The organism is Klebsiella sp. BIGb0132 (assembly GCF_024810075.1).
Classification (GTDB): Bacteria; Pseudomonadota; Gammaproteobacteria; order Enterobacterales; family Enterobacteriaceae; genus Klebsiella; species Klebsiella terrigena.
The window spans coordinates 168,759-194,548 of record NZ_JANUDW010000009.1 but is presented as its reverse complement, the minus strand read 5'-3'; the positions used below and the strand labels follow the sequence as shown (position 1 = coordinate 194,548).

Annotated in this window: 27 protein-coding genes; 17 read left to right on the top strand and 10 right to left on the bottom strand. The window is 56.7% G+C overall.

Going from position 1 to position 25,790, the window contains the following annotated elements; translation table 11 throughout:
• Nucleotides 1-33 precede the first annotated feature (33 nt).
• Both tapT and trxC read right to left on the bottom strand, forming a co-directional pair.
• Nucleotides 34-732 carry a tRNA-uridine aminocarboxypropyltransferase gene (gene tapT, locus M2416_RS21905; protein WP_259226713.1) on the bottom strand — a complete coding sequence of 233 codons (699 nt, stop codon included), beginning with the start codon at nt 730-732 and terminating at the stop codon, nt 34-36.
• A 70-nt stretch (nt 733-802) separates the two neighbouring features.
• Nucleotides 803-1,228, bottom strand: coding sequence for a thioredoxin TrxC (gene trxC / locus M2416_RS21900; protein WP_041146770.1), 426 nt, complete (start codon nt 1,226-1,228; stop codon nt 803-805).
• 203 nt (nt 1,229-1,431) lie between these two features.
• On the opposite strand from trxC, the gene M2416_RS21895 reads away from it, so the two are divergent.
• Nucleotides 1,432-2,502 (top strand): tRNA/rRNA methyltransferase, encoded by a 1,071-nt coding sequence (locus tag M2416_RS21895; protein WP_259226711.1) that lies wholly within the window; start codon nt 1,432-1,434, stop codon nt 2,500-2,502.
• 81 nt (nt 2,503-2,583) lie between these two features.
• On the opposite strand, the gene ung is transcribed toward M2416_RS21895, so the two are convergent.
• The gene (ung, locus tag M2416_RS21890; RefSeq protein ID WP_143992109.1) at nt 2,584-3,273 is read right to left on the bottom strand and encodes a uracil-DNA glycosylase; all 690 of its coding nucleotides are present in this window, start codon (nt 3,271-3,273) and stop codon (nt 2,584-2,586) included.
• A 316-nt stretch (nt 3,274-3,589) separates the two neighbouring features.
• Between ung and grcA the strand changes: the two genes are divergently transcribed.
• Nucleotides 3,590-3,973 (top strand): autonomous glycyl radical cofactor GrcA, encoded by a 384-nt coding sequence (grcA, locus tag M2416_RS21885; RefSeq protein ID WP_076947771.1) that lies wholly within the window; start codon nt 3,590-3,592, stop codon nt 3,971-3,973.
• A 55-nt stretch (nt 3,974-4,028) separates the two neighbouring features.
• Here grcA and M2416_RS21880 read toward each other — a convergent pair whose 3' ends face one another.
• Nucleotides 4,029-5,393: a PTS transporter subunit EIIC gene (locus tag M2416_RS21880; protein ID WP_259226706.1), complete on the bottom strand. Its 1,365-nt coding sequence runs from the start codon at nt 5,391-5,393 to the stop codon at nt 4,029-4,031.
• 273 nt (nt 5,394-5,666) lie between these two features.
• Between M2416_RS21880 and M2416_RS21875 the strand changes: the two genes are divergently transcribed.
• A complete protein-coding gene (locus tag M2416_RS21875; protein WP_259226704.1) occupies nt 5,667-6,866 on the top strand; it encodes an enolase C-terminal domain-like protein in 1,200 nt (399 codons plus the stop codon).
• Here the strand turns inward: M2416_RS21875 and M2416_RS21870 are convergent, their stop codons facing one another.
• Nucleotides 6,867-7,586 carry a GntR family transcriptional regulator gene (locus tag M2416_RS21870; RefSeq protein ID WP_259226702.1) on the bottom strand — a complete coding sequence of 240 codons (720 nt, stop codon included), beginning with the start codon at nt 7,584-7,586 and terminating at the stop codon, nt 6,867-6,869.
• A 114-nt stretch (nt 7,587-7,700) separates the two neighbouring features.
• Nucleotides 7,701-9,026, bottom strand: a complete 1,326-nt coding sequence (gene srmB, locus M2416_RS21865; RefSeq protein ID WP_041146763.1) for an ATP-dependent RNA helicase SrmB — start codon at nt 9,024-9,026, stop codon at nt 7,701-7,703.
• Nucleotides 9,027-9,156: 130 nt separating this feature from the next.
• Here srmB and trmN point away from each other — a divergent pair, with 130 nt between their 5' ends.
• A complete protein-coding gene (trmN, locus tag M2416_RS21860) occupies nt 9,157-9,894 on the top strand; it encodes a tRNA(1)(Val) (adenine(37)-N(6))-methyltransferase TrmN (protein WP_259226696.1) in 738 nt (245 codons plus the stop codon).
• Here trmN and nadB read toward each other — a convergent pair.
• Entirely contained in the window at nt 9,879-11,498 is a 1,620-nt protein-coding gene (gene nadB / locus M2416_RS21855) for an L-aspartate oxidase (protein WP_259226694.1), read from the bottom strand. The two genes, trmN and nadB, sit on opposite strands and share 16 nt — an antisense overlap.
• Before the next feature lie 420 nt (nt 11,499-11,918).
• Between nadB and rpoE the strand changes: the two genes are divergently transcribed.
• The 11 genes from rpoE (at nt 11,919) to acpS (ending at nt 21,454) form a co-directional block, all read left to right on the top strand.
• Complete coding sequence (rpoE, locus tag M2416_RS21850; RefSeq protein WP_041146760.1) at nt 11,919-12,494, top strand: RNA polymerase sigma factor RpoE; 576 nt, start codon at nt 11,919-11,921, stop codon at nt 12,492-12,494.
• 31 nt (nt 12,495-12,525) lie between these two features.
• Nucleotides 12,526-13,176 (top strand): anti-sigma-E factor RseA, encoded by a 651-nt coding sequence (gene rseA / locus M2416_RS21845; protein WP_041146759.1) that lies wholly within the window; start codon nt 12,526-12,528, stop codon nt 13,174-13,176.
• Complete coding sequence (rseB, locus tag M2416_RS21840) at nt 13,176-14,132, top strand: sigma-E factor regulatory protein RseB (protein WP_076947777.1); 957 nt, start codon at nt 13,176-13,178, stop codon at nt 14,130-14,132. Before rseA ends, rseB begins: the two co-directional genes overlap by 1 nt.
• Nucleotides 14,129-14,608 carry a SoxR-reducing system protein RseC gene (gene rseC / locus M2416_RS21835; protein WP_259226689.1) on the top strand — a complete coding sequence of 160 codons (480 nt, stop codon included), beginning with the start codon at nt 14,129-14,131 and terminating at the stop codon, nt 14,606-14,608. The genes rseB and rseC overlap by 4 nt, the downstream gene beginning before the upstream one ends.
• Before the next feature lie 186 nt (nt 14,609-14,794).
• A complete protein-coding gene (lepA, locus tag M2416_RS21830; RefSeq protein WP_259226686.1) occupies nt 14,795-16,594 on the top strand; it encodes a translation elongation factor 4 in 1,800 nt (599 codons plus the stop codon).
• A gap of 16 nt (nt 16,595-16,610) precedes the next feature.
• Nucleotides 16,611-17,585, top strand: a complete 975-nt coding sequence (lepB, locus tag M2416_RS21825) for a signal peptidase I (RefSeq protein WP_041146755.1) — start codon at nt 16,611-16,613, stop codon at nt 17,583-17,585.
• 294 nt (nt 17,586-17,879) lie between these two features.
• Nucleotides 17,880-18,560, top strand: a complete 681-nt coding sequence (gene rnc, locus M2416_RS21820) for a ribonuclease III (RefSeq protein WP_041146753.1) — start codon at nt 17,880-17,882, stop codon at nt 18,558-18,560.
• A complete protein-coding gene (era, locus tag M2416_RS21815) occupies nt 18,557-19,462 on the top strand; it encodes a GTPase Era (protein WP_041146752.1) in 906 nt (301 codons plus the stop codon). Before rnc ends, era begins: the two co-directional genes overlap by 4 nt.
• Nucleotides 19,463-19,593: 131 nt before the next feature.
• On the top strand, nt 19,594-20,334 hold the full coding sequence (gene recO, locus M2416_RS21810) for a DNA repair protein RecO (RefSeq protein ID WP_041147718.1): 741 nt from the start codon (nt 19,594-19,596) through the stop codon (nt 20,332-20,334).
• An 8-nt stretch (nt 20,335-20,342) separates the two neighbouring features.
• The gene (gene pdxJ, locus M2416_RS21805; RefSeq protein ID WP_045856382.1) at nt 20,343-21,074 is read left to right on the top strand and encodes a pyridoxine 5'-phosphate synthase; all 732 of its coding nucleotides are present in this window, start codon (nt 20,343-20,345) and stop codon (nt 21,072-21,074) included.
• Nucleotides 21,074-21,454 carry a holo-ACP synthase gene (gene acpS / locus M2416_RS21800; protein WP_076947779.1) on the top strand — a complete coding sequence of 127 codons (381 nt, stop codon included), beginning with the start codon at nt 21,074-21,076 and terminating at the stop codon, nt 21,452-21,454. The genes pdxJ and acpS overlap by 1 nt, the downstream gene beginning before the upstream one ends.
• Here acpS and M2416_RS21795 read toward each other — a convergent pair.
• Together M2416_RS21795 and M2416_RS21790 are read right to left on the bottom strand one after the other, a co-directional pair.
• Nucleotides 21,451-21,711, bottom strand: coding sequence for a YfhL family 4Fe-4S dicluster ferredoxin (locus M2416_RS21795; protein ID WP_041146749.1), 261 nt, complete (start codon nt 21,709-21,711; stop codon nt 21,451-21,453). The genes acpS and M2416_RS21795 overlap by 4 nt on opposite strands.
• 56 nt (nt 21,712-21,767) lie before the next feature.
• On the bottom strand, nt 21,768-22,616 hold the full coding sequence (locus M2416_RS21790) for a MurR/RpiR family transcriptional regulator (protein ID WP_076947780.1): 849 nt from the start codon (nt 22,614-22,616) through the stop codon (nt 21,768-21,770).
• A 220-nt stretch (nt 22,617-22,836) separates the two neighbouring features.
• Here M2416_RS21790 and yfhb point away from each other — a divergent pair, with 220 nt between their 5' ends.
• Entirely contained in the window at nt 22,837-23,460 is a 624-nt protein-coding gene (yfhb, locus tag M2416_RS21785; RefSeq protein WP_175637000.1) for a phosphatidylglycerophosphatase C, read from the top strand.
• Nucleotides 23,461-23,520: 60 nt separating this feature from the next.
• Entirely contained in the window at nt 23,521-24,027 is a 507-nt protein-coding gene (gene tadA / locus M2416_RS21780; protein WP_041146746.1) for a tRNA adenosine(34) deaminase TadA, read from the top strand.
• On the opposite strand, the gene mltF is transcribed toward tadA, so the two are convergent.
• Nucleotides 24,024-25,640: a membrane-bound lytic murein transglycosylase MltF gene (mltF, locus tag M2416_RS21775; RefSeq protein ID WP_259226678.1), complete on the bottom strand. Its 1,617-nt coding sequence runs from the start codon at nt 25,638-25,640 to the stop codon at nt 24,024-24,026. The genes tadA and mltF overlap by 4 nt on opposite strands.
• Between the last annotated feature and the right edge of the window lie 150 nt (nt 25,641-25,790).

Sequence of the window (25,790 nt, the reverse complement as noted above, 5' to 3'; positions counted from 1 at the left end):
CGGTCTCCTTTGATCCCCAGTGACCGGATGATTTTAAACGCTTTCCGTCTCTTGTGCTGTGATACTGCCCTTATGCTGCGTCTTTCCTGCCAGATAGCGGCTTCTGAACAGGCTAAAATGATCGCCGAGCGCGCCCGCGGCGTGTGTGTCTCCGGCGAGATCCAGCAGGGCAATGGCCACTTCCGCCGTACAGTATTGTCCCTCAGCGTGGGCCTCTCTCAGGTGATAGGCCGAAATACGCGACAGATCGACGGAAATGACCGGCAGCGCGTCAAGATACGGGCTTTTACGGAACATTTTTCGCGCTTCGGTCCAGGTGCCGTCGAGCATGATAAACAGCGGCGGTTTACCCGCAGGCGGCGAGCTCAGCACCTTGCGCTCCGTTCCGGCATACGACGCCGGGAAAACGACCATTGGCTGGTAGTCAGGATTGGCGACCAGATCGAGCAGCGCCTGCGGCGGCTCGGTTCGCGACCACTGAAACGCCTCGGTGTCCGGCAGGATATCGGCGATAAGGCGCCCGGTGTTGCTTGGCTTCATCGGCTCAGTATCGAACATCACCAGGCAAAAGCGGCTGGTGGCCGCTGCAGGGGCGAGGGTTGCGCACAGGCACTGCTTCAACGGCAGCAAACAGCGCTGGCAGCGGTGGACTCGATTACCGCGAGCAAGAAAAGGTCGGGTCGCGCGCGCGAGACGTTCGGCACGCAGGCGAAGAACGGCGTTATCAATCATGGGGGGTCGCTAAAAGAAAACGCCATTGTCGCAGAGGAGAAAACGGGGCACAAGCGCTGCCCCGTCAGGTTTACTGCTGGTTGGCCTCGTTAAGCCAGCTGTCGAACGGCGCCTTAGGTACCGCTCCGTTCAGCATGTCGATGACTTCGCCGTTTTTAAACATCATAATGGTCGGAATGCTGCGAATGCGAAAACGCGCGCTCAGCTCACGTTCAGCTTCGGTATTGACCTTCACGAAGCGCATTTGGCCGCTGCGTTCTTCCGCAACGTCTTCGAAGATCGGCGCGAAATTACGGCAGGGTCCGCACCACGGGGCCCAGAAATCGACAACAACCGGCAGATCGTCCTTCAGCAGTTTATCCAGCATTGCCCCGGTCGCGTTGATGACGTCGCCGTCAAAAAGATCGTGGCCGCAGCGCCCGCACTTAGCGCCATCGGCGCTACGATCGTCGGGGATGCGGTTCAGAGCCTGACAACTGGCACAAACGGTATTCATAACTAACCTCTGGTTATGGGTTGCAGCGCGGCACGTGGCCGATTTGTATCTGTAATGTTACATATTATCGATTAGGTACCGTTAAACAACAATGCGTTTTGTTCGATGAATACGATAGACCCTATCTTTTAAACGAAATAATGGCGAAGCGGTGATACATCGGGTAATCTGCGCGCTTCGCGCAGCGCAGGTGGAGAAAATTGATGAGCGACGAACTGAAAAATAAAAGCGGCAAGGTCAAAGTGATGTATGTCCGCAGTGATGATGATTCTGACAGACGCACCCATAACCCGCGTACCGGGAAAGGGGGAGGGCGCCCAGGAAAATCTCGTGTTGACGGCCGTAGCCGCCCTGCCCGCGATGAAAGAAACAGCCGCGGTGATGACCGCAAACGTGACGATCGCAAACGCGATGATTTCGATCGTGAAGGGGGCTCCCCGTGGCGTACCGTTTCACGTGCACCGAATGATGACGCCGTAGCCAAGCCGGATCACGGCGGGATCAGCGGTAAAAGCTTTATCGATCCGGAAGTGCTGCGCCGTCAGCGTGCGGAAGAGACCCGCGTGTATGGCGAAAATGCCTGCCAGGCGCTTTTCCAGAGCCGTCCGGACGCTATCGTTCGCGCCTGGTTCGTGCAGAGCGTCACCCCGCGCTTTAAAGAGGCCCTGCGCTGGATGGCGGCCAACCGTAAAGCCTATCACGTGGTTGACGAAGCCGAGCTGGCGAAAGCATCCGGCACCGAGCACCACGGCGGGGTTTGCTTCCTGATTAAGAAACGTAACGGGACTTCCGTTGCGCAGTGGGTCGCTAAAGCCGATGCAGAAGATTGCGTACTGGCGCTTGAAGACGTCGGTAACCCGCACAATCTTGGCGCCATCATGCGTAGCTGCGCCCACTTCGGCGTGAAGGGCGTGGTGGTTCAGGATGCCGGGATGCTGGAATCCGGTGCGGCTATTCGTACCGCAGAGGGCGGCGCCGAGCACGTAGAGCCGATTACCGGCGATAGCTTCCTCGACACACTGGAGCAGTTCCGCGCGGCGGGCTATGCGATTGTGTCTACCTCCAGCCACAACGGGACGCCGCTCTACAAAGCCGAGCTGCCGAAGAAAATGGTGCTGGCGTTAGGCCAGGAGCGCGATGGTCTGTCTGATGCGGCGATCTCCAGCGCGGATCTGAACGTGGCTATCGAAGGCACCGGCAACGTCGAAAGCCTGAACGTCTCCGTCGCGACCGGCGTTCTGCTGGCCGAATGGTGGCGCCAGAACAAGGCCTGATGCCCGATCTGTCTGAAAAAAATGCCAGCATAATGCTGGCATTTTTGTTTTTACGCTTAGCGTAACGGGCGCGGGATCCGGCTACTCCTCGGCGGCCGGTAGGGTCGGCATCCAGTCAATCGGCGCTTCGCCGCGTTCGGCCAGCCACTGGTTGGCCAGGACAAAATGGTTGCTGCCGAAAAAGCCCCGGTGAGCGGAGAGCGGGGACGGATGCGGCGCCTTCAGCACGCAGTGGCGCTGGCGGTCGATGATGGCACCTTTCTTCTGCGCGTGCGCGCCCCACAGTAAAAACACCACCCCTTCCCGATGCTCGTTGATCAGCGAAATAACCTTATCGGTAAAGGTTTCCCAGCCAAGGCTGGCATGAGAATGCGCCTGCCCCGCGCGTACCGTTAATACCGTATTGAGCAGCAGTACGCCCTGGCGCGCCCAGCTTTCAAGATAACCATGCGCGGGACGGCTGAAGCCAGGGATGGTTCCCTCCAGCTCTTTATACATATTCAACAGCGACGGTGGAGTTTGGATCCCCGGGAGTACGGAAAAGGCCAGGCCGTGCGCCTGTCCTGGCCCGTGATAGGGATCCTGCCCGAGGATAACCACTTTTACATCCCCGATCTCGGTATAGCGAAAGGCGTTGAAAATATCTTTTTGCGGTGGGTAAATCGTCATGCCCGACTGGCGCTCTTCGGCGACGGTTTTCAGGGTATTCACAAAATAGGGCTGTTGCTTCTCTTCCGCCAGCACGTCGTGCCAGGTCAGTGGGGTGGTCATCATGCTCTCCTGCAAAGTGGTATCGCTATAGCTTAACTGCTTCTTTCTGCATAACAAAATCGCTGCCGCTTTGCTGACGTTTTGTCTGCAAAAATAGTTGAAAATTTACAAAATTATTTGGCATTGGCTATAGCGTAACTTGATGTAAAACAATAATATCCCTTCATACCCACTTTTAATTAGTGGTTTTTGTTGATTTGGGTCAATGAATACCGGGTGTTCGGCTGATATATATACACTCATACAACAATGGTTTTACCAATTGGCCATGAACGGGCCAACAGAACGAATAAATATTGCCTAAGGGAGGCATCACATGATTACAGGTATCCAAATTACTAAAGCGGCAAACGACGACCTGCTGAACTCTTTCTGGCTGCTGGATAGCGAAAAGGGCGAAGCGCGTTGCCTGTGTGCAAAAGGCGGTTTTGCTGAAGATGACGTGGTTGCGGTGAACAAGCTCGGCGAAATCGAATACCGTGAGATTCCGCTCGACGTTAAACCGGAAGTGCGCGTTGAAGGTGGTCAGCACCTGAACGTTAACGTCCTGCGTCGTGAAACGCTGATGGATGCGGTTGAACATCCGGAGAAATATCCGCAGCTGACCATCCGCGTATCCGGCTATGCGGTACGTTTTAACTCTCTGACGCCAGAGCAGCAGCGCGACGTTATTGCACGTACTTTCACTGAAAGTCTGTAAGCGTTAGCAAAAAACCCCCGGTTCAATCGAGCCGGGGGTTTTTTATTATCTCAGGCTAGCGCTCCTGCCTTACCAGCAGCGTGGTGAGGGTGAACGACAATACGATGGCGATCGCCACGCCCGACAGCGCAAAGATAAAGTAGGGGCCGATGTAAGCCGGCAGGCTAAAAATGCTCGACAGAATGTAGCCATACAGCCGTACGCCGAAGAAAGCGATAAAGGCTGAGGCCAGCGAGCTGGCAACGGTGGCCGCGACGAATGCTTTTTTATAGCGCGTTAAGACGCCGAACAGCGCGGGCTCGGTGATCCCAAGCAGCGCGGAAATTGCCGCAGACAGCGTAACCGTGCGCTGCTGGCGGTTTTTACTCACGCGCCAGATAGCAAAGGTCGCGCCCGCTATCGACATATTGGCCATAAACATCATCGGCATCAGCATGTCGTAACCGCGATCGCTGAAGTTTTGCAGGGCAATGGGCGTCATGGCGTGATGCATCCCGGTGAGGATCGCGACCGGGCGGATAGCGCCCACCACCAATCCGGCAAAGCTCGCGGAGATGCCGAACAGACCTTCAATAAACCATGCCAGCGCTCTGCCAAGCCAAATGCCAACCGGACCAATAATCACCAGCGCTGCCAGGGCGCCGATAAACAGCGTCAGCGTCGGCGTGAAAACGGTTTTCAGCACCTCGGGCATAATACGATCGACCCAGGCATAGATATATTTCAGCGCCAGCACGGAGAAAATAACCGGGATCACGCTGGAGGCGTAGTTGAATACCGGGATCGGCACGGCATTTAGCAGCCACAGCGCGGAAGCCGCCCCATCGTGATGGGCCGCCAGCGCCTTCGCGGCGTCAATCAGCGTCGGGTACATCAGGCAGGCGGCAACGGCGACGGCCAGATACTCGTTGGTCTTAAAAATCTTTGCCGCCGAGACGGCAAGGAAAAAGGGCAGGAAATAGAATACGCCGCTGGCGATAAGGTCGATGATCATCACGGTATCGCTATTTTGCGGTACCGCTTTCAGCGCGATCAGTCCGGCCAGCAGGCCTTTTATCATCCCGGCCCCGGCAATGGCCGGCACGATCGGGCCAAAAACGCCCGACACGGTATCCATAAACAGCGATACCAGCCCCTTGCGCTGGTGGGGTTTTTCCGCAGCCTCGCTGCCGACGGGACCTAATGCCGCGAGCAGGCGTTCATACCAGCTGCTGACCTTCGGCCCGATGATGATTTGAAACTGATCGCTCTGCAGCTGCGCGCCGAGCACGCCGGGTAGCTTTTTAATCTCTTCTTTTTCTACTTTGTTATCATCAATTAAATCAAAGCGTAATCGGGTCATACAGTGCCAGACGTTATTAATGTTTTCTTTTCCGCCAATCAGAAAAATAATTCTGCTGATTGCATCTTGCGTCTCCATACCGGCTCCTGGATTAATTTGTGGTGCTGTTTGCGTCGTCAAATGGTAAATAAGCCAAACTATAAAAACAAACCAATAAAATATGATTTCAGTCACAAATTACCGTAGTTAAGGTGGTTGTGAGCGGTTTTTATCTAAATTGGTATGGTTTTTTATGAAATTAAATCACTTTTTCGAACCAAAATTTTATTAAATAAAAAGGTTTACCTTGTCTAATAAATAGGGCGAAGATAATTGGCATCATCTTTTATTTTTGCCGCAGGGAGCCTTGCCGTGAACGCTACGCTAATTACTGATATTGAGTGTTATATCACCCGCCCCGATCGTCATAACCTGGTCACGGTACGCGTTACCACCGACAAAGGCACCGTGGGCCACGGCTGCGCGACTTTCCAGCAGCGTCCGCTGGCGGTCAAAACGATGGTTGATGAATACCTTAAGCCGCTGCTGCTTGGCCGTGATGCCAACAATATCGAAGACCTCTGGCAGATGATGAACGTCAACGCCTACTGGCGAAACGGGCCGGTAATGAATAACGCGATCGCCGGCGTTGATATGGCGCTATGGGATATCAAAGCCCAGCTGGCGGGAATGCCGCTGTATCAGCTTTTTGGCGGCAAATCGCGTGACGCTATCCCGGCGTATACCCATGCCAGCGGCGAGACGCCGGAAGCGCTGTTTATCGCCGTTGAGCGTCTGCTGGAGGAGGGCTATCGCCACATCCGCTGCCAGCTCGGTTTTTACGGTGGCACGGCGCAGGAGATGCACACGCCGGAGAACCCGACGCCGGGTGCCTATTACGATCAGGATGAGTACATCAGGAATACGGTAGAGATGTTCCGGCTGCTGCGAGCGCGCTACGGACATCGTTTCCATATCCTCCATGACGTCCACGAAAGGCTTTTCCCGCAGCAGGCGCTGCAGCTGGCAAAGCAGCTCGAGCCCTATCAGCCGTGGTTTATTGAGGATATTTTAGCGCCGCAGCAGAGCGCATGGCTGGCGCAGATCCGCCAGCAAAGCGCGATCCCGCTCGCGATGGGGGAGCTGTTTAATAATCCGGCTGAATGGCATGACCTGATTGTTAAGCGACAGATCGATTTTATCCGCTGCCACGTTTCGCAGATTGGCGGGATTACGCCGGCCCTGAAGCTGGCGGTTCTCTGTCAGGCCTTCGGCGTGCGCGTGGCGTGGCACGGGCCAGGCGATATGACGCCGATTGGGGTTGCGGTCAATACCCACCTGAATATCCACCTCAGCAATGCCGCAATCCAGGAGTTTATACCGCGTTCTGAGGCGACCGATGCGGTATTCCCCGGCGCGCCCGTCGTCAATAACGGGTTTATCTACCCGCCAACGGCGGCAGGCATTGGCGTCGGCTTTAATCAGCCGCTGGCGCAGGCATATCCGCTTGTCTATCGTCCGCATGAATGGACGCAGAGCCGCCTGCCTGACGGCACGATCCATACGCCATAGCTAGTCCGAGGGGGCCTGGCGGAAGGTTAAGTTATCGCGGTTATGCGGAATAACGTAGGTACAGGAGTAGTTGATATCGATGATATCGCTGATTTCATACACCTGACCGCCGTCGAGAATTCCTCGATTGTTAATGTGCATGGCCGGGATACCCTTTTTACAACCCAGCAGAGCGGCCTGCTCCCGGCTGACGCTCACCGCCTGATAGGTGGTGAGCAAATGTGAAATTTGATAGCCCTTGGCCAGCACATACTGCTGCAGGGATTGCTCGATAACCTCCCGGCTAAGATCGGCAAAGGCGGCGGCCGGCATCCGCGAAATCTCAATCTGCAGCGCCACGTTATCGACGAAGCGCAGGCGGCAAAATTGCCAGATAAAATCCTCATCCGTAATGCCAAAAATCTGCTGCTCCTCGCGGCCGGGGCGTTTTTTATGCAGGCTAATTGTTCGGTAGCGCATCCGATCGAAACGCTTTTCGGTGATGGAGTTATAGACCAGCGGATTGTTGCTCATCCGCTCGTTAATCCAGATCCCTGAGCCCTGCACGATGCGTATGACGCCGATGTCGGCGAGTTTTTCCAGCGCCTGGCGGATAGTAAACCGCGAGACGCCATACTCCTCCGCCAGCCGGCGTTCAGGCGGGAGCTTGCGAGGGCCGGGGTCATTGTGCTGGTAGATTTTGCTGAGCAGATCCTGGGTGACGAAATCTTTTTTTTTCATAACGATCAATTCCTGACTCACCGGCTCAAGGGCGCGCCCGATACCACTCCCCGCGGCGCTGTCACCGCGGGCGTAAATGCAAAAACGCCGGGATATCCCGGCGTTGTTTTACTCTTAGCTCGACTGCTGCGGCGTATCGCTGCCGCTCGGCTTACGACGCTTGCCGACATTTTTAGCATCGCGGTGACGTTTCTTCACGCGCGGCTTTTCTTGTTCCTCTTTTTTCTTCTCTGCGCGCTTGGCCAGCACCTTCTTCGAAGGCTTACCGGTTTGCTTCTCGCTCGGCGCGCGGGTTGAAGGGCGCAGTTCGTCGATAACGCGTGCCTTCAGCGGCTCGTCAATGTAGCGACCGATTTTGCCCAGCAGCAGGTGGTCATGCGCCTCAACCAGAGAGATCGCCACGCCTTTCTTCCCGGCACGACCGGTTCGGCCGATACGGTGCAGATAGGTATCCGCGGTGCGCGGCATATCGAAGTTGAAGACGTGGCTCACGTCCGGGATATCGATCCCGCGCGCGGCAACGTCGGTGGCAATCAGCACGTTCATGCGGCCATCGGTCATGCGCTTAATCGCTTCATTACGCTTCGCCTGAACCATTTCGCCTTCCAGCCAGCAGGTGTTGATACCGGCTTCACGCAGCCAGGATGCCAGCTCATGAACGCGCTCGCGCTTGCGCACAAAGACGATAGAACGGGTGGCGTCCGGCTGTTGCAGCAGGTTTATCAGCAGGGCGGTTTTATGCTTAACGTCATCGGCGCGGTAGTACCACTGATGGATTTTCTTCCGCTCGCGGGTGGAAGGGGATGCGGACACCTCCACCGGCTCTTCCAGCAGACGCTCGGCAAAATCTTTGATGGCATCGCCTTCGAGGGTCGCGGAGAACAGCATGGTCTGCTTACGCCAGCGGGTTTCGCCGGCAATATGTTCGATATCCTGAGCGAAGCCCAAATCCAGCATTCGGTCCGCTTCATCGAGGATCAGCGTTTCTACGGCGCGGCAGTCGAAGTTCTCTTCTTTAATATACTGCAGCAGGCGGCCGGTGGTGGCGACCACGATATCCTGGTTTTCGCTGAACACTTCCGCGTGGTTCATGTACGCGACGCCGCCGGTGATGGTGGCGATATCGAGATGGGTGTGCGCCGCCAGCTCGCGCGCATGGTCAGCAACCTGCATCGCCAGCTCGCGGGTTGGCGTCAGGATCAGAATACGCGGAGGCCCTGACTTCTTGCGCGGGAAATCAAGCAGGTGCTGCAACGCTGGCAGCAGATACGCCGCTGTTTTACCGGTGCCGGTCGGGGCTGAACCGAGAATATCACGGCCATCGAGCGCAGGCGGAATAGCGGCGGCCTGAATGGCTGTCGGGCGTGTGAAACCTTTTTCCTGGAGGGCTTCCAGCAGGTTTTCGTCGAGTTCAAGTTCGGAAAAAGTCGTTACAGTCATTATCTACCTCTGAGTGGACCGACGATTATAGACGTTACGCGCGCAATGTTCATCTGTTTGTAAGGCTATCTGTTCTCCGGTATTGTGCATAGCCTCAAGCTCAGGAGTTTTTGCCCGCAAGGTTGTTAGGATGTCTCAGTCGAAGTTTGCGCTGCCGCGCAATGGTTTTACGTTTAAACAATTCTTTGTCGCTCACGACCACTGCGCAATGAAAGTGGGTACCGACGGTATTCTGCTCGGCGCGTGGGCGCCGATTGCTCAGGTTAAGCACGTGCTGGATATCGGTACCGGCAGCGGCCTGCTGGCCCTGATGCTGGCTCAGCGTACCGGGGAGCAGGTGGCGCTGGATGCGGTTGAACTGGATGAAGAGGCGGCAGAACAGGCGCGGGAAAACGCCGTTGCTTCGCCATGGCCCGCCCGTATCCAGGTACATCAAGCCGATATTCAACAGTGGCAGCCGCCGCAAACCCGACGCTATGAGCTGATTGTCAGCAATCCGCCTTTTTTTGCCGAAGGCGTGCCCTGCGCAACATCCCAGCGCGAACAGGCGCGATATACGACCACGCTCGATCATGTGACGCTATTAAGCTGTGCCGCTGAGTGTATCACAGAGGAGGGATTTTTCTGCGTGGTGCTGCCGGTGGATATTGGCGACGCGTTTGCCCGACGCGCGCAGACGATGGGGTGGCATCTGCGTTTACGCACCGACGTGGCGGAAACGGAAATGCGCGCGCCTCATCGGGTGCTCCTTGCCTTCTCGCCGACGGCGGGGGAGTGCTTCAGTGACCGGCTGATTATCCGTGGGCCAGAGCAGCAATACTCCGAAGGATTTACCGCGCTGACCCAGGACTTTTATCTCTTTATGTGAGCGTCCGGCGTGAGAACAGACGGCCCGCTGTCCGGCAGCAGATCCGGGTAGTCCAGCGTATAGTGCAGGCCGCGGCTCTCTTTGCGCAGCATTGCACAGCGCACAATCAGCTCGGCAACCTGCACCAGGTTACGCAGCTCCAGCAGGTTGTTGGAGACGCGGAAGCGGGCATAGTATTCGTCGAGCTCCTGCTGCAGCATGGTTATGCGCCGCAGGGCGCGCTCCAGGCGACGGGTCGTGCGCACAATCCCGACGTAGTCCCACATCAACAGGCGCAGCTCGTGCCAGTTATGCTGGATAACTACCAGCTCATCGGGGATTTCAACCTGGCTCTCGTCCCAGGCCGGCAGGTCGGTAACCGCCTGCGCCTGCGGCATGATGCGCCGAATATCTTCGGCGGCCGACCAGCCGTAGACCAGGCATTCGAGCAGCGAGTTGGAGGCCATGCGGTTGGCGCCGTGGAGGCCGGTGTAGCTGACTTCGCCGATAGCATACAGCCCCTCGACATCGGTCCGCCCGTTATCGTCAACCATCACCCCGCCGCAGGTGTAATGCGCCGCCGGCACGATCGGCACCGGCTCTTTCGTCAGGTCGATACCGAGACCGAGTAGCTTCTCGTAGATCATCGGGAAGTGCTGACGAATAAAGGCTTCGGGCTTATGGCTGATATCCAGATACATGCAGTCAACGCCGAGACGCTTCATCTCATGGTCAATGGCGCGGGCGACGACGTCGCGCGGAGCCAGCTCGCCGCGGGCGTCAAAATCGGGCATAAATCGTGAACCGTCCGGACGCTTCAGGTGGGCGCCTTCGCCGCGCAGCGCTTCGGTCAGCAGGAAATTGCGCGCCTGCGGATGGTACAGCGCGGTAGGGTGGAACTGATTGAACTCCAGGTTGGCGACGCGGCAGCCCGCACGCCAGGCCATGGCAATACCGTCGCCGGATGATACGTCCGGGTTCGTGGTGTATTGATAAACCTTGGCAGCGCCGCCGGTTGCCAGAACAACGGCTTTCGCTCCCCAGGTCTCAACCTTTTCTTTATTACGGTTCCAGATCCACGCCCCGACGACCCGACGATCGCCGGGCAGGCCAATCTTGTCAGAAATAATCAGATCGACGGCATTGCTGCGTTCGAGCACGCGGATATTGGGGTGTGAAAGCGCCTGGCTCACCAGGGTGGTTTCCACCGCTTTACCGGTGGCATCGGCGGCGTGGAGAATGCGGCGATGGCTGTGGCCGCCTTCACGCGTCAGGTGATAGCTCTCCTCGCCGTTGGCCTGGACCTGGGTGTCGAACAGCACGCCCTGATCGATAAGCCACTGCACGCAAGGTTTGGCGTTGCTCGCCACGAAGGAGACGGCGTGACGATCGCACAGGCCCGCTCCGGCGATCAGCGTATCCTCCACGTGAGATTCGATGCTGTCCGTTTCGTCAAAGACGGCGGCAATGCCGCCCTGCGCATAAAGAGTGGAGCCTTCGCTGATCGGGCCTTTGCTCAGTACGGTGACCGAACTGTGCTCCGCCAACCGCAAGGCAAGCGACAAACCGGCAGCGCCGCTGCCAATAATCAATACATCACAGGAGAACTCAGGAGTTGTATTCATGGCCTTTGTTTAATTTACTAAACACAATTGAGCCACAATAGCACCAGGTCGTGACGAATCGTACATTTTTTTTACCGTTGGTTGCAGCAACTAAACATGCTGCGCTAAAGCGGCGGGGGAGAAATGAAAGAAAATATTTGCGAAGCAGATCGTTAGCTTCAGATTTTATAGTGAAATATAAACCGTGTTACGTTACCCTTCTCGCGGACCTTACGCTTTTTCCTCATCATCTTACCTGCGCTGAGTAACGGGACATATAATGAGAGATAACAAATCGTCCGCCGTTGCCAGACAAAAATCAAAGGCGTAACGGAACTTTATTGTTTTCAGGTACTCCAATCGACTGCTTGCTCATAATGCAGTGATTGGGTAGTGCTTTGAAGACGCATGGGAATTAGGTTTGGGGAGACATTACCTCGGATGAGCGAGCAGTTAACGGATCAGGTCCTCGTCGAACGGGTCCAGAAAGGAGATCAGAAAGCGTTTAACCTGCTGGTGGTGCGCTATCAGCATAAGGTCGCGAGCCTGGTCTCCCGCTACGTGCCGCAGGGCGATATCCCGGACGTTGTTCAGGAGTCGTTCGTAAAAGCATGGCGTGCGCTGGATTCTTTCCGGGGAGATAGTGCTTTTTATACCTGGTTATATCGTATCGCCGTAAACACGGCGAAGAATTATCTGGTTGCTCAGGGTCGTCGCCCGCCGTCCAGCGATGTTGATGCCAATGAGGCTGAAAACTTCGAAAGCGGCGGGGCGCTGAAAGAAATTTCGAACCCTGAGAACTTAATGTTGTCAGAAGAACTGAGACAAATAGTTTTTCGTACCATTGAATCGCTCCCGGAAGATTTACGCATGGCAATTACGTTGCGGGAGCTTGATGGCCTAAGCTATGAAGAGATAGCCGCTATCATGGATTGTCCGGTAGGGACGGTACGTTCGCGTATATTCCGGGCACGAGAAGCTATTGATAATAAAGTTCAACCGCTAATCAGGCGTTGACGATAGCGGAATACTGAAAAGGGTATCAGGCATGCAGAAAGAAAAACTTTCGGCCTTAATGGATGGTGAAACGCTGGATAACGAACTGCTTAATGAGCTGAGCGGTTCTTCTGAAATGCAAAAGACCTGGGAGAGCTACCATCTCATCCGCGATTCGCTGCGAGGCGACACAGCCGAGATGCTCCATTTTGATATCTCAGCTCGCGTGATGGCCGCCATCGAAAACGAGCCCGTTCGCCAGACGGTGCCGCTTATTCCCGAATCTCAGCCGGCACCGCACCAGTGGCGTCAGATGCCTTTCTGGCAGAAAGTGCGCCCGTGGGCCAGTTCGCTTACGCAGATGGGCGTCGCCGCGTGCGTATCGCTTGCTGTTATCGTCGGCGTCCAGCAGTATAATGGGCAAACCGAATCATCTCAGCAGCCTGAAGCACCGGTGTTTAATACTATGCCGATGATGGGCAAAGCGAGTCCGGTGAGCCTGGGCGTACCGGCAGATGCTTCCGCAGGAACCGGTCAACAGGTGCAGGTCCAGGAGCAGCGTCGCCGCATTAACGCCATGCTGCAGGACTATGAATTACAGCGTCGCCTGCATGCCGAACAGCTTCAGTTTGGTCAAGCCCAGACTCAGCAGGCCGCCGTTCAGGTACCGGGTTATCAAACTTTAGGAACGCAATCGCAGTAATGAAGCAACTTTGGTGTGCCATGTCGCTCATGGCAGGCAGCCTGTTCTTCTCTGTCAACGCCTCGGCTGATACCTCTTCCGGGGCGTTGTTGCAGCAAATGAACGTGGCTAGCCAGTCCCTCAATTATGAGCTGTCCTTCGTCAGCATCAACAAACAGGGCGTTGAGTCGCTGCGTTATCGTCACGCGCGGCTGAACAATCAACCTCTCGCTCAGCTTTTGCAGCTCGATGGTCCCCGTCGTGAGGTTGTGCTGCGCGGTAATGAAATCAGCTACTTCGAGCCTGGGCTCGATCCGTTCACCCTGAACGGTGACTACATCGTTGATTCCCTGCCTTCACTGGCCTATACCGATTTCAAACGCCTGGCGTCCTACTACGATTTCATCTCCGTGGGACGTACGCGTATTGCCGATCGCCTATGTGAAGTGATCCGCGTGGTGGCGAGAGACGGTACGCGCTATAGCTATATTGTCTGGCTCGATGCGGAAACTCGGCTACCGATGCGGGTTGATTTACTCGACCGAGATGGCGAAACTCTGGAGCAGTTCCGGGTTGTGTCCTTTAGCGTTGGCGATAAGGTAAGCAGCAGCATGGAGACGCTGGCGAAGGCTAATTTGCCTCCGCAGCTGTCGGTGCCGGAAGGTGGCGATAAAGCTAACTTCAACTGGGCGCCAGCCTGGCTACCGCAGGGCGTCTCCGAGATATCCAGCAGCCAGCGCCGTCTACCAACCTTCGACGGCCCGGTTGAATCTCGCCTCTATTCAGACGGACTGTTTAGCTTCTCGATCAACGTCAATCGCGCAACGGCGAACAGCAGCGATCAGCTGCTACGCACCGGGCGTCGTACCGTGAGTACCACGGTACGCGACAGCGCGGAGATAACCGTGGTGGGCGAACTGCCGCCGCAAACGGCTAAGCGCATTGCCGACAGCATCAAATTCAAGGCCGTACAATGATTAAAGAGTGGGCGACCGTCGTTTCCTGGCACAACGGGATGGCGCAGGTGCACTGCGATGTCAAAGCGTCCTGCAGCAGCTGCGCTTCGCGCGCCGGCTGCGGTAGCCGGGTGCTGAATAAGCTGGGGCCGCAAACCAGCCACACTATCAGCGTGCCCAGCGCAGAACCGCTGAGTGTCGGGCAAAAAGTGGAGCTCGGCATCGCGGAAAGCAGCCTGTTAGGCTCCGCGCTATTAGTGTATATGGCGCCGCTGGTCGGGCTGTTTGTGATGGCATCCCTTTTCCAGGTGCTGTTCTCTAATGATTTTGCCTCCCTCTGCGGCGCGATACTTGGCGGCGTTGGCGGGTTCCTGGTCGCGCGCGGGCTCTCCCCCGGCCTGGCCGCTCGTCAGTCGTGGCAGCCGATCATCATTAGCGTGGCTTTAGCGCCCGATTTAGTGTGTATTGAAACACCCTCTTCAGAAGCAGGTCAGTGATTCCACTGGCCTTTATTTTTTATTTACCGCTCCCGTAAGATCCCGCCATTTACTCCGGTGATGCTAGCTGTAAGAGCATTTCCTGGTTTCAAGGATGTAGTGTAGAATGCGGCGTTTTCGGATTAAAAAACGTCAGGCACAGAACAGTGGCCTCATGATACGCGTAAGGCATAATTAACTCTAAATATGAAGAATATACGTAACTTTTCAATCATCGCCCACATCGACCACGGTAAGTCTACGTTGTCTGACCGTATCATCCAGATTTGCGGTGGCCTTTCCGATCGTGAAATGGAAGCCCAGGTACTGGATTCCATGGATCTTGAGCGTGAGCGCGGCATTACCATTAAGGCGCAGAGCGTCACCCTGGATTATAAGGCCACCAACGGTGAGACCTACCAGCTGAACTTTATCGACACCCCGGGACACGTCGACTTCTCCTATGAAGTGTCGCGCTCTCTGGCCGCCTGCGAAGGCGCGCTGCTGGTTGTCGATGCCGGTCAAGGGGTTGAAGCCCAGACGCTGGCTAACTGCTATACCGCGATGGAAATGGACCTCGAAGTTGTGCCGGTCCTCAACAAAATCGACCTGCCTGCGGCCGATCCGGAACGCGTTGCGGAAGAAATTGAAGATATCGTCGGCATTGACGCCGCCGATGCGGTGCGCTGCTCGGCGAAGACCGGCGTAGGTGTTCCGGACGTGCTGGAGCGACTGGTGCGCGACATTCCGCCGCCGGAAGGCGATCCGGACGCCCCGCTGCAGGCGCTGATCATCGACTCCTGGTTCGATAACTATCTCGGCGTTGTCTCGCTGGTGCGTATTAAAAACGGCACCATGCGCAAGGGCGACAAGATTAAGGTCATCAGTACCGGACAGGTTTATAACGCCGATCGTCTCGGTATCTTTACGCCGAAGCAGGTCGATCGTACCGAGCTGAAGTGCGGCGAAGTTGGCTGGCTGGTGTGTGCGATTAAAGACATCCTCGGCGCGCCGGTAGGCGATACCCTGACCACTTCCCGTAACCCGGCTGACAAAGCGCTGCCTGGTTTCAAAAAGGTCAAACCGCAGGTGTACGCCGGCCTGTTCCCGGTGAGCTCTGACGATTACGAAAGCTTCCGCGATGCGCTGGGCAAACTGAGCCTCAACGACGCCTCTCTGTTCTATGAACCAGAAAGCTCGACCGCGCTGGGCTTTGGCTTCCGCTGCGGCTTCCTTGGCCTGCTGCACATGGAGATCATCCAGGAGCGTCTTGAGCGCGAATACGATCTGGATCTGATTACCACGGCGCCAACGGTAGTTTATGAAGTTGAGACGACGGCGAAAGAGGTTATCTACGTCGATAGCCCGTCCAAGCTGCCGCCGCTGAATAACATTTACGAGCTGCGCGAGCCTATTGCCGAGTGCCATATGCTGCTGCCGCAGGAGTTCCTCGGCAACGTCATCACCCTTTGCATCGAGAAGCGTGGCGTGCAGACCAACATGGTTTATCACGGTAAACAGGTTGCGCTGACCTATGAGATCCCGATGGCGGAAGTGGTCCTCGACTTCTTCGATCGCCTGAAGTCAACCTCTCGCGGCTACGCGTCGCTGGACTACAACTTCAAGCGCTTCCAGGCCTCCAACATGGTGCGCGTCGATGTGCTGATCAACAGCGAGCGCGTTGATGCGCTGGCGCTGATTACCCACAACGATAACGCTCCGTACCGCGGCCGCGAGCTGGTAGAGAAGATGAAAGAGCTGATCCCGCGTCAGCAGTTCGATATCGCGATTCAGGCGGCAATCGGCAACCACATCATCGCCCGTGCTACCGTTAAGCAGCTGCGTAAAAACGTCCTCGCGAAATGCTATGGCGGCGACGTGAGCCGTAAGAAGAAGCTGCTGCAGAAGCAGAAAGACGGTAAGAAGCGCATGAAGCAAGTGGGTAACGTTGAACTGCCGCAGGAAGCGTTCCTCGCCATTCTGCACGTGGGTAAAGACGGAAAATAACCATTAAGGAGTTGGCATGGCGAACATGTTTGCCCTGATCCTGGTGATCGCAACCCTGGTAACGGGGCTTTTATGGTGTCTGGATAAGTTTATCTTCGCACCGAAGCGTCGCGCAGGTCAGGCCGCAGCCCAGGAAGCGACCGGTGAAGGTCTGGATAAAACAACGCTGAAGAAGGTCGGCCCGAAACCGGGCTGGCTGGAAACGGGGGCCTCGGTGTTCCCGGTGCTGGCGATCGTGCTGGTGGTGCGTTCATTTATTTACGAACCCTTCCAGATCCCGTCAGGCTCAATGATGCCGACGCTGCTGATTGGCGATTTTATTCTGGTAGAGAAGTTTGCTTACGGGATTAAAGATCCTATCTATCAGAAAACGCTGATCGAAACCGGGCATCCGAAGCGCGGCGATATCGTGGTGTTTAAATACCCGGAAGATCCGCGCCTCGACTACATCAAGCGCGCGGTGGGTTTACCGGGTGATAAAGTCACCTACGATCCGTTGGCCAAGCAGGTCACTATCCAGCCGGGATGCAGTTCCGGACAGGCGTGCGGCAACGCGCTGCCGGTCACTTACTCTAACGTTGAGCCGAGCGATTTCGTCCAGACCTTCTCTCGCAGCAACGGCGGCGAAGCGACCAGCGGATTCTGGCAGCTGCCGAAGGGCGAGAGCAAGGCGGACGGTATCCGTCTGACCGAGCGCAAAGAGACGCTGGGTGACGTTACCCACCGTATTCTGACCGTGCCGATTGCCCAGGATCAGGTGGGGATGTACTACCATCAGTCCGGTCTGCCGCTGGCGACCTGGATTGTGCCGCCGGGCCACTATTTCATGATGGGCGACAACCGCGATAATAGCGCGGATAGCCGCTACTGGGGCTTTGTGCCGGAAGCCAACCTGGTGGGTAAAGCCACGGCTATCTGGATGAGCTTCGAAAAACAGGAAGGCGAGTGGCCAACCGGCGTGCGTTTATCGCGCATCGGCAGCATCCACTAATTTCCCTGCCCGATTCACGCTGCCGCTGCAATATCGGCAGCGTGAATTATTTAATATTTAAATCCATCCAAACTAACGACATCCCCTGTCGTTGCGTATAGAATATCCCCCCGAAGTTTTGGTTGTCTCTCGTAAGAGTGACACTGCACACGAAACCGCGTTGGTTGTTTATTCTCTCAATAATTTGGGTTGCAGAAAGGCGACAAACAAGCGCGCATGCAACGTGAAGTTGGCGAGAATGCTCAGGTCGGTTTCGTGTGCTGCATTTTTGACGCATTCATCTATTGGTAACGCATGAACCCCATCGTAATTAATCGGCTTCAACGGAAGCTGGGCTACACTTTTAATCATCAGGAGCTGTTGCAACAGGCATTAACTCACCGCAGTGCCAGCAGCAAACACAATGAGCGCCTGGAATTCTTAGGCGACTCTATTTTGAGTTTTGTGATCGCGAATGCGCTCTACCATCGTTTCCCTCGGGTTGACGAAGGCGATATGAGCCGCATGCGCGCGACGCTGGTACGAGGCAACACGCTGGCGGAAATCGCTCGCGAGTTCGAGCTGGGTGAATGTCTGCGTCTGGGGCCGGGTGAATTGAAAAGCGGTGGCTTCCGTCGTGAATCGATTCTGGCAGATACCGTCGAAGCGTTAATTGGCGGGGTCTTCCTCGACAGCGATATTCAGAATATCGAACGTCTGATCCTCTCCTGGTACCAAACTCGTCTGGACGAAATTAGCCCGGGCGATAAGCAAAAAGATCCGAAGACCCGCCTGCAGGAGTATCTGCAGGGTCGCCATCTGCCGCTGCCATCTTATTTGGTCGTTCAGGTGCGCGGGGAAGCACACGATCAGGAATTTACTATCCACTGCCAGGTTAGCGGCCTGAGTGAACCGGTGGTCGGCACGGGTTCCAGCCGTCGCAAGGCGGAGCAGGCTGCCGCCGAACAGGCGCTGAAAAAGCTGGAGCTGGAATGAGCGAAGAAAAAAATTATTGCGGGTTTGTTGCCATCGTAGGCCGCCCGAACGTGGGTAAATCCACGCTGTTGAACAAGCTGCTTGGGCAGAAGATCTCGATTACTTCTCGTAAAGCGCAGACCACCCGTCACCGCATTGTCGGCATCCATACCGAAGGGCCGTATCAGGCAATCTACGTTGATACCCCGGGCCTGCATATGGAAGAGAAGCGGGCGATCAACCGCCTGATGAACAAAGCGGCGAGCAGCTCGATTGGCGACGTTGAGCTGGTGATCTTCGTTGTTGAAGGCACCCGCTGGACCGCGGACGACGAAATGGTGCTGGGCAAGCTGCGCGACGCCAGGGCACCGGTTATTCTGGCGGTGAACAAAGTCGATAACGTGCAGGAGAAGGCCGATCTGCTGCCGCACCTGCAGTTCCTGGCAAGCCAGATGAACTTCCTCGATATCGTGCCGATTTCCGCGGAAACCGGGACTAACGTCGATACCATCGCCGGGATTGTGCGTAAACATCTGCCGGAAGCGATTCATCACTTCCCGGAAGATTACATTACCGATCGCTCCCAGCGCTTTATGGCTTCTGAAATCATCCGTGAGAAGCTGATGCGCTTCCTCGGGGCCGAGCTGCCGTACTCCGTAACGGTAGAGATCGAGCGTTTCCAGACCAACGAACGCGGCGGTTATGATATTAACGGCCTGATCCTCGTTGAGCGCGAAGGTCAGAAGAAGATGGTTATTGGCAACAAAGGCGCCAAAATCAAAACCATCGGTATTGAAGCGCGTAAAGACATGCAGGATATGTTCGAAGCACCGGTTCACCTCGAACTGTGGGTGAAGGTCAAATCCGGCTGGGCCGACGACGAGCGCGCGTTGCGCAGCCTCGGTTACGTTGACGATCTCTGAGTTTGCTACTCCATGGCTTTCGAGGTGCAGGCAGGCGGCAAGACCGTGAGTCTCCGGGAGCTTACTGTCGTAAGCGACCGGGGTGACTTGACGCAGCCGGCGCGCCTGCAACCTGAAAGACGACGAGTATGATGGAAGGCTGGCAGCGCGCTTTCGTCCTGCATAGCCGCCCGTGGAGCGAAACCAGCCTGATGCTGGACGTCTTCACGGAAGAGTCGGGCCGCGTGCGTCTTGTTGCCAAAGGCGCGCGTTCCAAACGCTCCAGTCTGAAAGGCGCTCTCCAGCCATTTACCCCCTTACTGCTCCGCTTTGGCGGCCGTGGCGAAGTCAAAACGCTGCGCAGCGCCGAGGCCGTTTCGCTGGCGCTACCGCTCAGCGGGATTACGCTCTATAGCGGCCTCTACGTCAATGAGCTGCTCTCCCGGGTGCTCGAACACGAAACCCGCTTCTCTGAACTCTTTTTCGACTACCTGCACTGCCTCCAGGCGCTCGCCGGCGCGAGCGGTACGCCGGAGCCGGCTTTACGCCGCTTCGAACTGGCCCTGCTCGGGCATCTGGGCTACGGCGTCGATTTCCTGCACTGCGCCGGCAGCGGCGAAGCGGTCTCCGATACCATGACCTATCGCTACCGCGAAGAAAAAGGCTTTATCGCCAGTCTGGTTATTGATAACAACAGCTTTACCGGGCACCATTTGAAGGCGCTGGCTAACCGTGAGTTCCCGGATAGCGATGCCTTACGTGCTGCCAAACGCTTTACCCGTATCGCCCTGAAGCCGTATCTTGGCGGCAAGCCGCTAAAGAGCCGGGAGCTGTTTCGCCAGTTTATTCCCGCCAGAGCGGCGCGAGCAGATAAAACAAATAATGAACAATGAGGATTGTCATGGCTGAATTACTGTTAGGGGTCAACATTGACCATATCGCTACGCTACGTAACGCTCGCGGCACCGCATACCCGGACCCGGTACAGGCAGCGTTTATCGCCGAGCAGGCCGGCGCCGACGGTATCACCGTGCATCTGCGCGAAGACCGCCGCCATATCACCGACCGCGACGTGCGCGTCCTGCGCCAGACGCTGGATACCCGCATGAACCTCGAAATGGCGGTGACCGAAGAGATGCTGGCGATCGCCTGCGAAACCAAACCGCATTTCTGCTGCCTGGTGCCGGAGAAGCGCCAGGAAGTGACTACCGAAGGCGGCCTGGACGTGGCCGGCCAGCGCGAAAAAATGCGCGACGCCTGCCAGCGTCTTGCCGATGCCGGCATTCTGGTTTCGCTGTTCATTGATGCCGATTTTGCGCAAATTAAGGCGGCGGCGGAAGTGGGCGCGCCCTATATCGAAATTCATACCGGCTGCTACGCGGATGCCGAAAGCGACGCGCAGCAGGCCAAAGAGCTCGAGCGCATTGCCAAAGCGGCCACCTACGCCGCCAGCCTTGGCCTGAAGGTCAATGCCGGACACGGTCTGACCTACCACAACGTCAAGGCCATCGCCCGACTGCCGGAAATGCATGAGCTGAATATTGGCCACGCGATTATCGGTCGCGCGGTGATGAGCGGCCTGAAGGAAGCGGTTGCTGAAATGAAGCGCCTGATGCAGGAAGCCCGTCCTTAATGGCTATTCTCGGGCTGGGCACGGATATCGTTGAAATTGCCCGCATTGAAGCGGTGATCGCCCGTAGCGGCGATCGCCTTGCCCGACGCGTATTAAGCGAGAGCGAGTGGGCAATCTGGGAGCAGCACCAGCAGCCGGTGCGCTTTCTGGCCAAGCGCTTCGCGGTGAAAGAGGCGGCGGCAAAAGCGCTGGGTACCGGCATTCGTAACGGTTTGGCTTTTAATCAGTTTGAGGTTTATAACGACGAGCTGGGTAAACCGAAGCTGCGCCTGTGGGGCGAGGCCAGGAATCTGGCAGAGCGCCTGGGAGTCAGCGCCGTTCACGTCACGCTGGCCGATGAGCGCCACTACGCCTGCGCAACGGTTATTATCGAAAGCTAGATTTTATCCGCGTGGTGCATCAGCACAAACTTATCCCACAGCTGCTCTTCGTTCTCAGGGTGCGCCGGATCTTTAAGGATCGTATTGGGGATTGGGCACACTTTTTGACAGGTGGGCGTTTCGTAATGACCCACGCATTCCGTGCAGCGATCGCTGTTAATTTCATAAATGCTATCACCCATCGAAATGGCCTCGTTCGGACATTCCGGTTCGCACATATCGCAGTTGATGCATTTTTTGGTAATTAACAGCGCCATCAGGTAATTCTCAGAAACAACACAAACAGGGCGGGCATTATACGCCCATTTTCTGCTCACACCAGCTTTTTCACCAGCGCCTCGCTGTGGCGAATACGCTCCGGCGCATGCTCAAGATCCTGCTGTACCAGCGCCATAAACAGCAGATCCGTCAGCATCATCTGCGCGCTGGTTGAGGAGATTGCCGCGCTGCGCGTCGCCTGCTCTTCGGCAATGGTGTACAGGCACTGGGAGGCCTGCTGCTGCAGCGCGTTGGGGCTGAAGCCGGTGATCGCGAGGATCCGGCAGCCAACGCGCAGGGCTTCCGCCGCCGCCATGTTGATTTCCCGCCGCTCGCCGGAGTAGGAGATGGCGAACAGCAGATCGTCTGGCGACATCGCCTGGACGGTGGCCAGCAGGGCGTGCATATCCTGCTCGGCGACGGCGTTGACGCCAATCTTCATCAGCTTCCAGCTGAAGTTGCGCGCCACCAGGCCCGAGGCGCCGATGCCGGTAATAATGACCCGGCGAGCGGTGCGCAGCAGCGCAACGGCCTCCAGCAGCTTCTCTTCGCTGTTAACGTCCAGCGAGGCGTGCATCGCCGCCACGTTATCCTTAATCAGCTTTTCGCCCACCAGACGCAGCGGATCGTCGCCGAGGATCTGGTTATGCACCGGGACCGACTGCGGGTCGGGCGCGCTGGCCAGCGCTTCGCTCAGCGCCAGCTTCAGGGCCGGGAAACCTTTGAAGCCCATCTTCTGGGCGAATTTCACCACGCTCGACTGGCTGACGCCCGCTTCACCCGCCAGCTGCTGCGAGCTGAGGTGTCGGGTCTGGTCCGGCTGGGCGAGGATAAAATCAGCCAGCTTTTTATCGCTTGCCGCCAGCGACGGGTAGCGCTGGCGAATGCGGATTAAACAGTTCATAGGTTTTCCTGAGGACAGCCTTCACCCTCTGGTGAAAGAATTTTGTATTCGATTATAAGAGGATTATGGCGAATTAAAAATTCTGGCGCTGAGATTTATTAACCAACGACCTTAACCTAAATTCAACGCTCGCAGATGTTTTTAATATTAAGGGTGCAAGGCTGGTAAGCTAACGGGCAGCCGGAATGACGAAAAGAAGAGGTTGAGTTTGAATAGCGCTATGCGTCGGGTGGTCTTTTTTGATCTTGATGGAACCCTGCACCAGCAGGATATGTTTGGCAGCTTCATACGCTACGTCCTGCGTCATCAGCCCCTGAATCTGCTGCCGGTAGCGCTTTTGCTGCCGGTTATCCTCGGCGGGCTGCTGGTCAACGGCAGGGCGGCGCGCTGGCCGATGAGCCTGCTGCTGTGGGCCTCCACCTGCGGGCGCAGCGAGGCGAAGCTCAAGCGTCTTGAGGCGAACTTTGTCCGCTGGTTTCGCCAGCACGTGACGGCATTCCCGGTGGTGCATGCCCGGCTAACGGGATATTTGACCAGCACCGATGCCGACGTCTGGCTGATCACCGGTTCGCCGCAGTCGCTGGTGGAGCAGGTCTATTTTGATACGCCCTGGCTACCGAGAGTGAACCTCATCGCCAGCAGAATGGCGCGCCGCTACGGCGGCTGGGTCCTGACTCTGCGCTGCCTGGGGCATGAAAAAGTGGCGCAGCTGGAGCAAAAAATTGGCGCGCCGCTGCGGCTGTATAGCGGCTATAGCGACAGCGAGCAGGATAATCCGCTGCTCTGCTTTTGCCAGCATCGCTGGCGGGTGACGCCGCAGGGCGATCTGCATCAGCTAGAGTGATAGTGTCTAATGCGCGGCCGGCATGTATAATGCGCCCCGCTTTTGCACAGGAGTCCCGCTTTGTCTGACCATGAACGCAATGATGAATACTGGATGCGTCACGCTTTGACGCTGGCTAAACGCGCCTGGGAAGAGGGCGAGGTGCCGGTGGGTGCCGTGCTGGTACACAATAACCAGGTCATCGGCGAGGGCTGGAATCGGCCGATCGGCCGTCACGATCCGACCGCGCACGCCGAGATCATGGCCATACGCCAGGGCGGGCTGGTGCTGCAAAACTACCGCCTGATTGACGCCACGCTGTACGTGACCCTCGAGCCGTGCGTGATGTGCGCCGGGGCGATGGTGCATAGCCGCATCTCGCGGCTGGTATTTGGCGCCCGGGATGCGAAAACCGGCGCCGCCGGATCGCTTATCGACGTGCTGCACCATCCGGGGATGAACCATCGGGTTGAGATCGCTGAAGGCGTTCTCGCCGAGTCGTGTTCGGCCATGCTGAGCGATTTTTTCCGCTGGCGGCGGGAAGAGAAAAAGGCGCTGAAAAAGGCGCGCCAGGCGGACGAGAGCTAGTGGTTCAGCCCGGGGATTTTGAACCTGGCGTTATCGACCAGCGCTTCGGTGCGGAATTTGAAAAACGGTAGCGCCTGCTCTTCCTTTCTATCTACCTCATCCGGCAAAACCGCCGGATAGTCACCGGCCATCGCCAGCGCCTGCTGGTCCTTCCTCTCCTTCTCGGACAGATAGCCGACCAGGCTAATGTGGTATTTGCGAATGTTCTCGACGTAAGCGTAGGCTTCATGGCCCCGCGCGTAGCCGTATTTCAGCCTGCTGTAGTAGGATTTTTGGCTGAGAAGCGGCAGGCGCTGCTTCACGTCCGCCCAGCTGTTGGGATTCCCTTGCTGTTTTTTCGTCAGGGCGATGGCGTCGAGAATATGCGCGTAGCCCATATTGTACGCCGCCAGCGCAAACCAGATCCGCTCATCTTTGGGAACCGAATCCGGAACCTTGTTCATCATATCCTGCAGATAGCGCATGCCGCCGTTGACGCTCTGCTCGGCATCGGTGCGGTCGGTTAATCCCAGGCTCTGAGCGGTGTTTCTGGTGAGCATCATCATCCCGCGCACCCCGGTCGGTGAGGTGGCTTGCGGATCCCAGTGCGACTCCTGCCAGGCAATCGCCGCCAGCAGGCGCCAGTCGATCTGGCGGGCGTACTTTTCAAACATCGGCTGCAGGTCCGGCAGGATATTCTCTACCGCCCGCAGGAAGGTGCGCGTATCGACATAATCGAAATCGTTGCCGTGCCCGAGATACTTCTCTTCCAGCCGCGCCAGGGTGCCGTCTTCATTAATGTTGTTGAAGAAATCGAGCATCGCCGCCGAGAGCGAGTTGTCTTCGCCCTTGACGCTAAACCAGGTCACCGGCTGCTCATCGCTGATATCCAGCGCGACCGCCAGCTCAGGATGAACGCGCTGAAACAGGCTGACCGCCACGGAATCGGCGATGGTGTAGCTCAGATCGCCATCGATCACCGCCTGCATTAGCGCCGTGGTGCCGCGCTTTTCATCGACGCGCCAGCTGAGATCGGGGTATTTGCTCTCCTTCAGGCTCTGCAGGTCGTTAATGGCGACGTGGCCCGGCGCGATAGCCAGCTGGTCGGCATTGAGGCCAGCAAGGGTGCGCGGGCGGGGGCTGCCGACCCGGTAGACCAGCTGCTGCGATACGGAGTAGTAGCTCGGTCCCGGCTGATAGTTCTTCACCCGCTCGGAGTTATAGACCAGCCCGGCGCCGAGCATGTCGGCCTTCCCGTTATCCAGATCGTCAAACAGCTGGCTGATATTCTGCCGAACGGTGATCTTCAGCTTTACGCCGAGGTAGTCGGCGAACTGCTGCGCCAGCTCGTAATCAAGACCGTAGGTTTTGTCATTGATGGTCGCAAAGGTCATCGGCGAATTGATGGTGCTGATGCGCAGCTCCCCGCGCGACATAATTCCCGCCACGCGGTTCTCTGGTTTGCCCGACCACGGGATCGACGGCCACAGGGCAGCCGCCAGCAATAAGGTAACAATGCCGATGAGCAGATAATTAATCTTTAGTTTTTTCAGATAGTTAATCTTCTGCAGCTCTATGTTCCTCAGCAGACTATGACCGGAAAAAGTAAAAGGTTGTCGTTGAATGAGCGGCATTTTGCTTAAGAATGCGCCAGTTGGCAACTTATTCGCGATAGAGGTCACATTTAATGATAAACGCGACGAATGATTTTATTTCCACGCAAACGGTTTCGTCAGGGCGCAGGATTCACTATAATAGCGCCCGTTTCCCCCCTGGCTCATATT